The 12,443-nt window shown below is 30.6% G+C and carries 13 protein-coding genes; 2 read left to right on the forward strand and 11 right to left on the reverse strand.

All coding sequences use genetic code 11. The features are described from left to right. Both ABD941_RS02665 and ABD941_RS02670 read left to right on the forward strand, forming a co-directional pair. The gene (locus tag ABD941_RS02665) at window positions 1–339 is read left to right on the forward strand and encodes a hypothetical protein (protein ID WP_345272470.1); all 339 of its coding nucleotides are present in this window, start codon (window positions 1–3) and stop codon (window positions 337–339) included. Next, window positions 340–996, forward strand: a complete 657-nt coding sequence (locus ABD941_RS02670; protein WP_345272471.1) for an alpha/beta hydrolase — start codon at window positions 340–342, stop codon at window positions 994–996. 252 nt (window positions 997–1,248) lie between these two features. On the opposite strand, the gene ABD941_RS02675 is transcribed toward ABD941_RS02670, so the two are convergent. The 11 genes from ABD941_RS02675 to ABD941_RS02725 form a co-directional block, all read right to left on the reverse strand. After that, entirely contained in the window at window positions 1,249–1,953 is a 705-nt protein-coding gene (locus ABD941_RS02675; protein ID WP_345272472.1) for a response regulator transcription factor, read from the reverse strand. 2 nt (window positions 1,954–1,955) lie between these two features. Beyond that, the gene (locus ABD941_RS02680) at window positions 1,956–3,488 is read right to left on the reverse strand and encodes a sensor histidine kinase (RefSeq protein WP_345272473.1); all 1,533 of its coding nucleotides are present in this window, start codon (window positions 3,486–3,488) and stop codon (window positions 1,956–1,958) included. A gap of 106 nt (window positions 3,489–3,594) precedes the next feature. Further along, a complete protein-coding gene (gene coaE / locus ABD941_RS02685) occupies window positions 3,595–4,179 on the reverse strand; it encodes a dephospho-CoA kinase (RefSeq protein WP_345272475.1) in 585 nt (194 codons plus the stop codon). Then, on the reverse strand, window positions 4,176–5,135 hold the full coding sequence (locus ABD941_RS02690) for a CdaR family protein (RefSeq protein ID WP_345272476.1): 960 nt from the start codon (window positions 5,133–5,135) through the stop codon (window positions 4,176–4,178). Before ABD941_RS02690 ends, coaE begins: the two co-directional genes overlap by 4 nt. Continuing rightward, window positions 5,132–6,139 carry a glycosyltransferase family 2 protein gene (locus ABD941_RS02695; RefSeq protein WP_345272477.1) on the reverse strand — a complete coding sequence of 336 codons (1,008 nt, stop codon included), beginning with the start codon at window positions 6,137–6,139 and terminating at the stop codon, window positions 5,132–5,134. The genes ABD941_RS02690 and ABD941_RS02695 overlap by 4 nt, the downstream gene beginning before the upstream one ends. Before the next feature lie 201 nt (window positions 6,140–6,340). Further along, on the reverse strand, window positions 6,341–7,159 hold the full coding sequence (locus ABD941_RS02700) for an enoyl-ACP reductase FabI (RefSeq protein ID WP_345272478.1): 819 nt from the start codon (window positions 7,157–7,159) through the stop codon (window positions 6,341–6,343). Window positions 7,160–7,260: 101 nt separating this feature from the next. Then, the gene (gene recN, locus ABD941_RS02705) at window positions 7,261–8,913 is read right to left on the reverse strand and encodes a DNA repair protein RecN (RefSeq protein WP_345272480.1); all 1,653 of its coding nucleotides are present in this window, start codon (window positions 8,911–8,913) and stop codon (window positions 7,261–7,263) included. Between the two features lie 73 nt (window positions 8,914–8,986). Beyond that, window positions 8,987–9,874, reverse strand: a complete 888-nt coding sequence (gene porD / locus ABD941_RS02710; protein WP_345272481.1) for a type IX secretion system protein PorD — start codon at window positions 9,872–9,874, stop codon at window positions 8,987–8,989. After that, a complete protein-coding gene (gene coaBC / locus ABD941_RS02715; protein ID WP_345272482.1) occupies window positions 9,867–11,078 on the reverse strand; it encodes a bifunctional phosphopantothenoylcysteine decarboxylase/phosphopantothenate--cysteine ligase CoaBC in 1,212 nt (403 codons plus the stop codon). The genes porD and coaBC overlap by 8 nt, the downstream gene beginning before the upstream one ends. Window positions 11,079–11,181: 103 nt before the next feature. Continuing rightward, window positions 11,182–11,511: a DNA-directed RNA polymerase subunit omega gene (locus tag ABD941_RS02720; RefSeq protein WP_345273655.1), complete on the reverse strand. Its 330-nt coding sequence runs from the start codon at window positions 11,509–11,511 to the stop codon at window positions 11,182–11,184. A 12-nt stretch (window positions 11,512–11,523) separates the two neighbouring features. Further along, window positions 11,524–12,360, reverse strand: coding sequence for an outer membrane protein assembly factor BamD (locus tag ABD941_RS02725; RefSeq protein ID WP_345272483.1), 837 nt, complete (start codon window positions 12,358–12,360; stop codon window positions 11,524–11,526). Between the last annotated feature and the right edge of the window lie 83 nt (window positions 12,361–12,443).

Genomic DNA, 12,443 nt, shown 5'->3' on the forward strand with positions numbered 1-12,443 from the left:
ATGACTAAACAAGATATTGAACGTGGGCGAAAAAATGCCATTATAAGTTATATAACTATCATAGGCGTTATAATTGCTTATTACTTGAACAATGAAGATAAAAACAAAAGCACTTTTGCTAGTTTCCATATTAGACAATCTTTAGGCTTATGGCTTACATTCTGGGCATTGGGTTATATCGTAGGAAGCTTTGATAGTTGGTTAGTAACCTCTAGTTTTTATTTGTTTTTTGCTGTACTTTTTATTTATGGGTTTACAAATGCTATTGGAAGAAAAGCTCAAACTGTACCGCTTGTTGGAGCTTTCTATCAAAAAATATTTGCTAATATGGGAAAATAAATGGTAGACATGTCACTTTCTTTACATCACGTTATTCGCGAATCTAGTTTAACAGAAAATGCACCGTTACTAATCATGCTACATGGCTATGGTAGTGACGAAAACGATTTATTTTCATTTGCTAATGAATTGCCTGAAGAGTTATATATCGTTTCGGTTAGAGCACCTTACCAAATGCAACCTTATGGGAATGCTTGGTATGCTATTAATTTTGATGCTGAAAAAGGTAAATGGAGTGATAATGAACAAGCTAAAGCATCTCGCGATTTAATATCAAAATTTATTGATGAAGCTACTGAAGTTTATCCTATTAATAAGAATAATGTATCGCTTTTAGGGTTTAGTCAAGGTGCTATTTTAAGTTATGCCGTGGCTTTAACCTATCCAGAAAAAGTCAAAAATATTGTGGCTTTAAGTGGTTATGTAAACAAAGCTATTTTTCCCGAAGATATTGAAAGTCGAAACTATTCAAATTTAGATTTTTATTGTTCCCACGGAAGTGTGGACCAAGTCATTCCTGTGGATTGGGCTAGGCAAAATGCACCTTTTTTAAATAGTCTAAGTATTAAGCACAAATACTCTGAGTTTCCTGTAGGACATGGTGTCGCTCCTCAAAACTTTTATGAGTTTAAAGATTGGTTAAGTAAACGTATATGATTTCCAACCTTCCAGATCTCTATGTGCCCATACTGCCAAAAAGCTAGTAATAATACTTATTAACTGAATTACTTTAAATAATAAGTAAACTATATATCTACGTTCCTTATTGGTTGCTGAGGACAATCCGTCCAGAAGTCTAAGCACTGCAGCCGTTTAAACGAATGAAAAAAGGCAATCGAGATATAGTTGAATAATTCCATGATAGTTATTTAGCTAGTTTTATCAAATTATTGCCAACTGAAGTTTTTTTTAGGTATTTACAACTAACCTAAACCCTTCTCCATGGATATTAAGTATTTCTACTTTTTCATCTAGTTTTAAGTACTTTCGTAATTTGGCTATGTATACATCCATACTACGCGAGGTAAAATAATTATCATCTCGCCATATTTTAGTTAAAGCTAATTCACGAGGCATTAAATCATTTTCATGTAATGCTAATAAACGTAACAATTCATTTTCTTTAGGTGATAATTTTACAGGCTCTCCACCATTATATTTTAAGAAACGTAATTTTGAATTCAAATCAAAACCTCCTATTTTAAATTCAAACTGCTTACTATCAGATATAGTTTCTGTAGCTTTACGTTGCATTATTGCTTTTATTTTCATTAATAGCACTTCGCTATCAAAAGGCTTATTTAAATAATCGTCTGCTCCTACTTTATAACCTTTTAACACATCCTCTTTCATGGTTTTGGCAGTTAAAAAAACAATAGGTACATCTGTGTTTTTTTCTCTAATCTCTTTGGCTAATGTAAACCCATCTTTATAAGGCATCATAACATCTAGAATACATAAATCGAAATCGTCTTTCTTAAATTTTTCAAAACCTTCCATACCATTTTTGGCATGAGTAACTTCGTAATCATTCATCATTAAATAATCCTTAAGAACGGTTCCAAAATTAGGATCGTCTTCTACTAATAATATTCGTTTTTTGTGCTCTTCCATAATTATGATATTAACGGAAGCTTTATAATAAAAGTGCTTCCTTTGTCTTTTTCTGATTCTACTGATACATGACCTTGATGGTCCTCTACAATTCGTTTAACATAAGCCAAACCTAAGCCATGACCCTTTACGTTATGAATATTTCCCGTGTGCTCTCTATAAAATTTTTCGAACACTTTTTTGACAGCCGCTTTACTCATACCACTGCCGTAATCTTTAAATTTCAACAAAATATTGGTGCCTACATTTTCTGTATACACTTCAATTTTAGGTGCATTTGGAGAATACTTAATGGCATTATCCAGGATATTAACAATAACATTAGTAAAGTGTGTTTCATTAGCTAAAACCGATGATTGTTCAGCATCAAAAAAAGTTTTAATATAACCTTGTCTATTTTCTACTATAAGTTCAACATGTGTTATAGCGTCTTCGACTAAGTCGTGTAACTCCACTCTATCCTTACTAATATTTAATTCGTTCTTTTCTAATTTAGATATTCTTAATACGTTTTCAACCTGTGCATGCATCCGTTTGTTTTCTTCCTTTATCATGGTAAGGTAACGCAATACTTTACTCTTATCGTCAATAACTTTCGGATTTCTAATTGCATCTAAAGCCAAATTAATAGTGGCTATAGGCGTTTTAAATTCATGCGTCATGTTATTTATAAAATCTGTTTTTATTTCGGAAATCTTACGTTGCTTAACCAATTGAAACAAAGCACTTGTATAAGCAAGTATAATAATAGATGTAAAAACAATGGACAATAAAATCATACCAATAACACCAGATAGAATAAACTTTCTGTCATCTGGAAAATTCACTAACAGCTTATAAAGACTTTGATTATTTTCATCATAAAAAATAGGCACACTAAACGTTGATTTTATGTCATTTTCAAAATTATAACTTCGCACTTTTGTTGCTAAATCACTACTATAAATAGCAAACTCAAAATCGATATCTATACCATCCTTTTTAAGCCTATTAGATAATAGTTCTCTAATTTCACTTTCTGAAACACGTTTATGTACTGGTGTTCGTTTTGAAATTTCCTTAAAACTCCTTTCAAAACTTAGGCGTTGTGCTTCATCTAAACTACCACTTCTAATAATCTTTGAAATAGGGCTTTTTATATCTTTTTCAGAAAACTCTGTATTACTATAAATCTCAGCGGTTGAACTCCCTATTATATTCTTTATATCAAGGCTATCTAAACCAATGTCAAAGAGCGAAGAAGATAACTTATAGTTTTCTTCTAAAACATTACTTCTATAAATGAGCGTTTCTTTGGTACTATTGTTTTTCTGATAAATTAGCAATTGTGAAATAGCATCTTCATCTGTTTTTTCATCACTATCTAAGCTTAAATACTTTGCAAAGTACTTTTCTGATTCGTTATCTTCAATCGTATTAGAAACATAACTTAATGCTGTTTTGACATTAAATTTAAATCGTTCCTTTTCGTTATTAACCGAATCATTAATATAATAAGCTTGAATAGAAATAATACCTATAAGTGATAAGCTCATTAGTATTATTAATAGGATGAATATTCTTTTGCTCATCATTCAAAATTAACATTTTAACATTTAGCACACTTACCTTTTAACCTTACATTAACAAAAATGTTAAATTTTAAAATCTATTGCTTATTTCTTGATGAATTTCAAGCACTTGTGATTTAGTTTCATGGAGAGAGGTATTATCAATCACAAAATCTGAAAGTTTAACCTTTTCGGCATCTGTCCATTGATTTTTCATAATAGCTTCTATCTTTTCTTTAGATGTATCATCACGCTCAAGTAAACGCTCAATTTTTAATGCTTTAGGAGCAGTTACTGTAATCACATAATCGCATGCGTGATGACCATTATTTTCAAACAGAATAGCAACTTCTTTAATAACATAGGGTGCTTCTTGTTTTAACACCCATTTTTTAAAATGTTTTGCTACTCTTGGATGGATAATGGCATTCATTTTTTGCAAAAAGGTTTTATCATTAAATATAATATTAGCAATAAATGGTTTGTTCAGTTTACCATCAACATAAGCCTTTTCTCCAAATAGTTGATTGAGTTTTCGTTTGATGATTTTTGACTTATTCATGAGTTTTTTAGCTTCTTCATCTGCTATATAAACTGGAACGCCTAAAGCCTTAAATGCTTTTGCTACGGTTGTTTTACCACTTCCTATACCTCCTGTAAGTCCTACTATAATCATTTTGTAATTATAAATTCGATGCGCTGTTGGCTAATTTTTGCATTTTTCACTATATCTGGGGTTTTAGCCAATTCTGGAGCTAAAAAAGATTGATTTTCATTAGTCTTAGCGTAATCACAAATTACTTTAAAATCTTTACTTGTAATACTTTTAAAATTACTTAAGCTTACATAATATGAAACGCTAACTTCTTTTGGAAAGTATTTTAGTGTTATCTCCTTTGGTGTATTGACTATGTTTATAGGAACCTTTAAAGTACCTTCAGTAAACTTTTCAACTGTAGCTTCTAAAATAACTTCACTGCTAGACAATTTTAAATCTGAATTATTTTCAGGTAATTTTAGTTTTACTGTTTCTGATACATGTGCCCTAATATCGCTTAAAACAACGGGCTCTGTTTCTATAAAATCAATTTTTGATACTATGATGTTAGGGCCAATAACATTAACAGAATCTGGTACAGAAGTTAATGTATTAGACATATCATAACCTTGGATAAAACTTAGACTAGCATTTAGCTTAATGGGAACTTTTTTAACCAAATTAACTCCATATCTAAACATTAGTGTGTCTGGTGATAAATTCAGTAACTCGACTTGTTTATCAAATTGTGTATTATTTAAATATGCTTTAGATTTATTCCAAACAAAAACATCTTCTTTCTTGTAAACATCTTTACTGAAATCTATTTTGATTTTTGGCTTTGATATATAATAGTTAAGCCATTTAAAACCATGTGTTTTTAATGTAATATTTAGTTTTACCGAATCATTTATAATAATATTTTCTTGAGGAACATTTAGTTTTTCAATATCAAAAGCTAAAGTATTGGTATACGTTTTAGATAACTTCGTAAATAATAAAATAATAAATGCAAATAGTAAAAATAGAAGAAACACATTGATTCTTTTATTTTTAATTGAGGTTAATATTTCTGATTTTAACTTTTTTATCATTTCGATTTAAAAAATAGCTCAGGGAAATGTATTTCTGGTTCTTTGTTTAAAATTGAAACAGCAAATGTAGACTTTAAAAAGCCATATCCATATCCAAAAAACTGCACTAAAATTGCTGGTATTACCAAAAATGAAACAACTAAACTTTTAGTATTCGACAAAGCCAATATAAATGCTACGACAAAGTACAATATATAGCCCATTAATGGCCATTTAAAATCAAGAAACCACAACAATACGGAAACAATTAAGCCTAAACTAAAAAGTATTGGAAACCAATAGGTTACTTTTTTTGTTGGTGGATGCCATTTATTTAAAATTGGTCGAACTAGCCCAAACTTATTAACTTGTTTATAAAACTTACGCCAAGAAATACGCCGTTTGTGATATACATAAGCTTCTGATATTAACATGGTTTTATAGCCTAAATTCCATAATCTAATAGATAAATCTGGATCTTCGCCAGGGTGAATACGTCCAAAACCTTTTGAATCTAAAAAAGCTTTTTTTGACAATCCCATATTAAAACTTCGTGGCTGAAATTTATTAACGCTACTCTTATTTCCTCTAATGCCTCCTGTGGTCATAAAAGAAGTCATTGAAAAATTAATAGCTTTTTGAAGATTTGTAAACGATTTATGGGCCGCATCTGGACCTCCAAAACAATCTACATAATGTTCTTTAAGGCTTTGGCTTACTATTTTTAAATACTGCTTAGGCAAAATACAATCGGAATCTAAAATAATAAAATAATTGCCTTGGGCGTGTTTCATACCATAATTTCTTGAATCTCCTGGGCCTGAGTTTTCTTTAAAGAAATACGATATGTTTAGTTTGTTTTTATAAGTATCAACAATGCCTTTTGAGGGTATTGTTGAGCCATCTTCTACAATTACAATTTCAAAAGGTATAACGTCTCCTAAAGTCTCAAAACTTTGTAAAAGTTCTTCAATCTCATCTGGACGATTATATACGGGAATAATAAATGAAAACGCTAACTGCATAACACAAAAGTAAATAAACGGATAACAAAAATTAAGATTTTGGCTATTTAGTTATTCAGTAAAATTCAGATTCTGTTCTTAAGCGGGGTTAGTGAAACCTATAAAGTCATATGCGTTGTAAACAACTTTATAAATCTGAGTTTCGCTAACAAAAAAGCCACCGTTTTAAGGGTGGCTTTATCTCAATATTAATTTTATTTTTTAGTCTTCGTTCATGAAGGTACTCATAACGGCATCACTAACGCCCATATTACTAAAACCACCATCATGGAATAAATTCTGCAAGGTAACACGTTTAGTTAAATCACTAAACAGAGATACTGTATAATTAGCACAATCTAAAGCTGTTGCATTACCTAAAGGCGACATTTTATCTGCATAGGCTATAAAACCATCAAATCCTTTTACGCCACTACCAGCAGTTGTTGGTGTTGGAGATTGCGAAATGGTGTTAACACGTACATTTTTATCTCTTCCAAAAAAGTATCCAAAACTACGTGCTATACTTTCTAAATAGGCTTTATTATCTGCCATATCATTATAATCAGGAAATACACGTTGCGCTGCCATATAAGTTAAAGCCACAATACTTCCCCACTCGTTCATTGCATCTGCTTTGTACAAAGTTTGCATAACTTTATGAAAAGACATCGCAGAAACATCTGTCCCTTTTTGTGTCCATGCATAATTTTGATCTGTATAATGATTACCTTTTCTAACGTTTATTGACATTCCTATAGAGTGCAATACAAAATCAATTTTACCTCCTAAAATCTCCATAGATTGCTCAACTAATTTTTGTAAATCTTCTACAGATGTTGCATCAGCAGGAATAATTTGAGAACCTGTTTTTTCTGCTAACTCATTAATTTGCCCCATACGCATGGCTACTGGAGCGTTGGTTAAAACAAATTGCCCTCCTTCTTCATGAACACGTTCTGCTGTTTTCCAAGCAATAGAATTTGAATCTAATGCTCCAAAAATAATTCCTCTTTTCCCTTTTAGTAAATTAAATGACATATGGATTTTTATTTAGTTGTATGTTGTTAAGATAGTTATTTTATACGTTCTGACATCAAATTTAAAAAACTTTAAACGTTAATCATTAAACTTTTAAAATTTTAATTCAGTAATTCTTTTGCATGAGCTATTGCAGATGTTGACATTTCTACACCACCAAGCATTTGTGCTATCTCCACAATACGTTCATCGTGATTTAATTTTATCAAATTAGTTTGTGTAACTTCATTAATATCTTCCTTGTACACTTTAAAATGTGAATGCCCTTTTGCTGCAATTTGGGGTAAATGTGTTATGGAAAATACTTGCATTGTTTTACTCATTTCCAACATGATATCACCCATTTTATTTGATATTTCTCCTGAAACTCCGGTATCAATTTCATCAAACATAATGGTTGGCATTTGAATATATTTTGCTAAAACGGATTTAATAGCCAACATAATTCTTGATAACTCGCCTCCTGAAGCTGCTTTTTTAAGTTCATTAAAACTGCCTCCTTTGTTAGCTGAAAACAAAAATGACAATACATCTTTTCCATTAGTAAAAAACGCATCAGAATAAAGAGTTTCTATTTTAAATTGCGCATTTGGAATCCCTAAACTAATCAAAATAGTTTCTAACTGTTGTTTTAATTCTGGAATAACTACATTACGCTTTTTGTGAATATCCTTTGAAATACTATTTAAATGGCTTTCTTTTGAGGCTATTTCGTCTTGTTTTTTTTGAATCGTATCGTCTAAATTTTCAGTGATTGCTACTTTTTCTTCAAGTTGACTCTTAATTGTTATTAATTCTGAAATATCAGCTGAAACATGTTTTTGCATTAAATTATGAATCATCTTCAACTTAGTATCAACTATTTCAAGTCTATTTGGATCTGCATCCAAACCATCTTGCAATTCATTAATCTCGTTAAACAAATCATCCATTTCAATTAAACTACTATTGGCCCTGTTAAATACATCTTCATATTTTGATGAAAACCCAGATAGTTTTTGGAGTCCATTTTTTAACGCTGTAAGCTTTGATAATATTCCAAATTCATCTTCATTTAATAGTTGATATCCTTCAGCAAGTTTTTCTTGAATACCTTCTATGTTATTTAAAGTTTCATATTCTTCTTCTAAAGTTTCTAATTCCCCTTGAACTAAATTAGCTTCTATCAATTCATTTAATAAATACGAATTGTAATCATGCTCTTTAATGGCTTGGGTTTTAAAATCCAAAAGGTCTTCAAGTTCCTTTTGAAGATTTTTGTAACTTTTTAATTCTTTCTTGTAATTTTGTAGCTCATCTTCATTATTTGCTAAGGCATCAATAACTTGAAACTGAAAGGTATTACTAGTAAGTTGTAACGTTTGATGTTGAGAATGGATATCAATTAAACGTTCTCCAAGTAATTGCAAACTGTTTAGATTAACTGGCGAATCATTTACAAAGGCTCTAGATTTTCCTGAGGGTAATATTTCTCTTCTAATTATAGTTTGAGCTTCATAATCAAAATCCTCATCTTTATAAAGCGTTTTTAAATTATAACTGGAAATATTAAAAACAGCTTCTATTATACATTTTTGAGATGAATCTTTTAAACTATTTAAATCTGCGCGCTTTCCTAAAATTAAAGATAAGCCTCCTAATAATATTGATTTTCCTGCTCCTGTTTCTCCTGTAATTATTGAAAAGCCATCATTAAAATCCATATGAAGGTTATCAATTAGAGCGTAGTTTTTTATGGAAAGTGAGGTTAGCATGTTTTGGTATTCGGTATTCAGTTTTCAGTCACATTTTTCCATTATTGAGCCTATGCCTTGAGCTATAAACCTTTTAGAATTTAATATTTTGCCATTTACTACTGTGCAAAGGTGCTACTTTTTGAAGCGTTTCTTTAACACTTGCTATATTAACTTTGGGACCATCAGTAAATATTTGCTCTATTTCGTCAGCTTTAGCATCAAAAAAAGTACGCAATAAAAATGAGTTTGGTCTGCGGCTATTCATGACTTTAAGCTTTTGTAAAGATGCTGCTATACTTTCTTTTCCTGTCTTAACATTATCATTCATAACATCTAAACCGTTTCTATGGTAACTATACATGACTTCTCTATATTCTTTAAAAGTAGGTGACAGCACATTATCTATAAGCGCAAATCTGCTTTGTAAACCGTCCTCTAATTTCCAACCTTTAAAGTTACCTTGTTGCGAATAATTTGTAATTATTTGAGCCTGCTTATAATATTCATCGCCTCCTTTTTCAGAAAAAGAATCTGCATCCAAAGCCAAAATCATATTAATATGAAATGCTAAAACGGAAATTAAATTGGACTCAAACTGTGTTGGATTGTAAATTAAATTTTGAAATTCTAGATATCTAAAATTAAAATCTTTGTCGTTAAAATTATAAATTGGCGTACTAAACGATGAACCAAAAACAGGTCGAGATGATTGTACTTGCAAGGATGTTTGAAAAGCTTCACCACTATAACTAGTCACAATTATAACCATACTACAATCAATACGCTCTTGGTTTTTAAATGTCTTTGTAGTCCATTTTGTATTATTAACAAACTCATTAAGTTGTTTTTCCAGAGTTTTAAAAATAGGAAAGTTTTCATTACCTGTTTGTTGTGCATTGACAACAACGCTACAATTCAACTCTTGAGAAACCCCTTTAATTGCAAGACAAAATATAAGAACAACTAGAATGTTACGCATTAATTTGTGATATAATTTTATTTAATAAATCTTCGGCTACTTTTGCTTTAGATTTTAATTGAAATTCGGTAATATCGCCTTTATCATCAATAAAAGTAACTTTATTAGTATTACTTTTAAAACCAGCTCCTTTATCTTTTAACGAATTTAATACAATTAAATTTAAATTCTTTCTTTTTAATTTTCCTTTTGCGTTTTCAAGTTCATTATTGGTTTCCAAAGCAAATCCAACTAAATACTGTTGTTTTTTAATGTCGCCTAAAGATGCTAAAATATCTTTTGTTTTTTCTAACTCTAAAGTTAACGTTGGAGCCTTCTTTTTTATTTTCTGAGTAGCAACTTCTTTTGGCTTAAAATCTGCAACTGCTGCAGAAAGTACTGCTATATCTACAGTTTTAAAATAATTATGAACTTCATCATACATTTCTTGTGCACTAGTAACTGGAATAATATTAATCTGGCTATGCACTACTTTTTCATGTGTTGGCCCAGTAATTAAAATAACCTCAGCACCAAGGTTTGCTGCAGATTTGGCAATTTCAAACCCCATTTTTCCACTGGAATGATTCCCTATAAAACGAACGGGATCAATAGCCTCATGAGTAGGCCCAGCTGTAATTAATACTTTTTTATTGCGAAGCGGAAGCTTTCCTAAAATATCATGTTCTATAAAGCTGACAATATCTTTAGGTTCTGCCATTCTACCTTCACCTACTAATCCGCTTGCCAATTCACCACTAGTAGCTGGAATCATAACATTCCCAAAAGATTCAAGTGTTTTAAAAGATTGTAAGGATGATGGGTGCTTATACATATCCAAATCCATAGCTGGTGCAAAATACACAGGACATTTAGCGGATAGATAAGTGGCCAATAATAAATTATCACTAGTTCCATTAGCCATTTTAGATAACGTATTTGCTGTAGCTGGAGCTATAACAAAGATATCTGCCCACAAGCCTAAATCCACATGGTTATTCCAAACGGCGTTATCATCTTCCTCATTTACAAAAGAGGAATATACGGGATGTTTTGAAAGCGTTGATAAGGTTAAAGGCGTTACAAAATCTTTAGCAGAAGGTGTCATAACCACTTTTACATGTGCACCTGATTTAACAAATAACCTTACTAATGAAGCTGTTTTATAAGCGGCAATACCTGCTGTTATGCCTAATAATATATTTTTTCCGCTTAAAATACTCATAAAAAACAGTTTTCAGAATTCTTATGATTAATACGAATTAAACTCCAAAACAACATAAATATGTCGATTTGGAGTTTAATTAATAGCATTGAAGTTTTAGAAATTAGTCCTGATTATCTTCCTCAGTATTTCTAAAATAAATTTTATCAGTTAACCATTCTTGAACAGCTAACGCATGAGGTTTTGGTAACTTTTCGTAAAATTTAGAAACCTCAATTTGCTCTTTGTTTTCAAAGATTTCTTCAAGACTATCATTGTAAGTTGCAAATTCTTCTAACTTATCAATAAGCTCTTTTTTAATCTCTGTGTTAATTTGCTCTGCACGTCTTGAGATAATAGAAATTGATTCGTAGATGTTCTCTGTTGGCTCATCTATTTGATTTCTGTCGTACGTTACCGTATTAACTGGAGCATTGGTTTTTTTTAAATCCATTGTCATTATTATTTAACTTTTTGTGCTATACCCTTTTAATTCTTCATCTATATCTGCTACCATAGCATTAACATCTTCTAAATACTTAGAATTGATATATGATTTTACAAATGATTCAGAATACTCTTTTGCTTCTTTAAGACGGTTTCTTTTTAAAGGAATTATGCCGTTTAAACTATTTTTATACTCTATACTATTCATGGCTAGCTTATATGCAGAATCTAATCTGTAAAACAAAGCATCTTCACGCAGTACAGAACCTGGAAATTCAAAAACAAAATTATCAAATGATCTTACCGAAGCTGGATAATCTGAAATATGATTATATTGTTTTGCTATGCTGTATGCCTTTTTTTCAAGTTTAAAATCTAGTTCTTGAACTAATTTACTAGCTTCTGAAGCATATTCAGAATCTGGATAAACATTAATATACTCTTGTAGTTTTTCAATAGCCTCTTTTGTTTCTGTTTGATCTTTTGTATAAACAGGTGACAACATATAAGCACTTTTTGCACTTAAAAATGTTGCTTCTTCAAGCTTTTCACTTTTAGGGTAACTTGATGCAAAACGCTCAAATTGATATCCAGAAACATAGTAATCTTTCATTTGATAAAATGAATTGGAATACAAGTACATAAGTTTTTCTGCTTGTGGTTTCCCTCTATAATCTGGAACAATTTGAGCAAAAAGTCTATTTGCTTTTGCAAATTTACCTTCTTTATATAAGGCTTCCCCCATTTTAAATTTTTCAGCAATAGCACCTTCTCCATCAGCTTTTAAAGCTTTTTGATATTCGCTACAACTACTTAAAACGGCAAATGTTATTAGTATGTAAAAAAGTTTGTTCATAGATTTTAAACAGGATGCAAAATTAAGGTATTAATATGAATTTTAAAAATATAATTTTAGTGCTAAAATAATGGCTTAAAGTC

Source organism: Flaviramulus aquimarinus (genome assembly GCF_039543205.1).
GTDB classification, from domain to species: Bacteria; Bacteroidota; Bacteroidia; order Flavobacteriales; family Flavobacteriaceae; genus Flaviramulus_B; species Flaviramulus_B aquimarinus.

Excerpts from the sequence above, each read along its gene's own strand:
- ABD941_RS02725 (WP_345272483.1), bottom strand. The coding sequence starts at position 12,360 with ATGAACAAACTTTTTTACATACTAATAACATTTGCCGTTTTAAGTAGT.
- ABD941_RS02680 (WP_345272473.1), bottom strand. The coding sequence starts at position 3,488 with ATGAGCTTATCACTTATAGGTATTATTTCTATTCAAGCTTATTATATT.
- recN (WP_345272480.1), bottom strand. The coding sequence starts at position 8,913 with ATGCTAACCTCACTTTCCATAAAAAACTACGCTCTAATTGATAACCTT.
- ABD941_RS02670 (WP_345272471.1), top strand. The coding sequence starts at position 340 with ATGGTAGACATGTCACTTTCTTTACATCACGTTATTCGCGAATCTAGT.
- ABD941_RS02695 (WP_345272477.1), bottom strand. The coding sequence starts at position 6,139 with ATGCAGTTAGCGTTTTCATTTATTATTCCCGTATATAATCGTCCAGAT.
- ABD941_RS02665 (WP_345272470.1), top strand. The coding sequence starts at position 1 with ATGACTAAACAAGATATTGAACGTGGGCGAAAAAATGCCATTATAAGT.
- coaBC (WP_345272482.1), bottom strand. The coding sequence starts at position 11,078 with ATGAGTATTTTAAGCGGAAAAAATATATTATTAGGCATAACAGCAGGT.
- ABD941_RS02720 (WP_345273655.1), bottom strand. The coding sequence starts at position 11,511 with ATGGATTTAAAAAAAACCAATGCTCCAGTTAATACGGTAACGTACGAC.
- porD (WP_345272481.1), bottom strand. The coding sequence starts at position 9,874 with ATGCGTAACATTCTAGTTGTTCTTATATTTTGTCTTGCAATTAAAGGG.
- ABD941_RS02675 (WP_345272472.1), bottom strand. The coding sequence starts at position 1,953 with ATGGAAGAGCACAAAAAACGAATATTATTAGTAGAAGACGATCCTAAT.
- ABD941_RS02700 (WP_345272478.1), bottom strand. The coding sequence starts at position 7,159 with ATGTCATTTAATTTACTAAAAGGGAAAAGAGGAATTATTTTTGGAGCA.
- ABD941_RS02690 (WP_345272476.1), bottom strand. The coding sequence starts at position 5,135 with ATGATAAAAAAGTTAAAATCAGAAATATTAACCTCAATTAAAAATAAA.
- coaE (WP_345272475.1), bottom strand. The coding sequence starts at position 4,179 with ATGATTATAGTAGGACTTACAGGAGGTATAGGAAGTGGTAAAACAACC.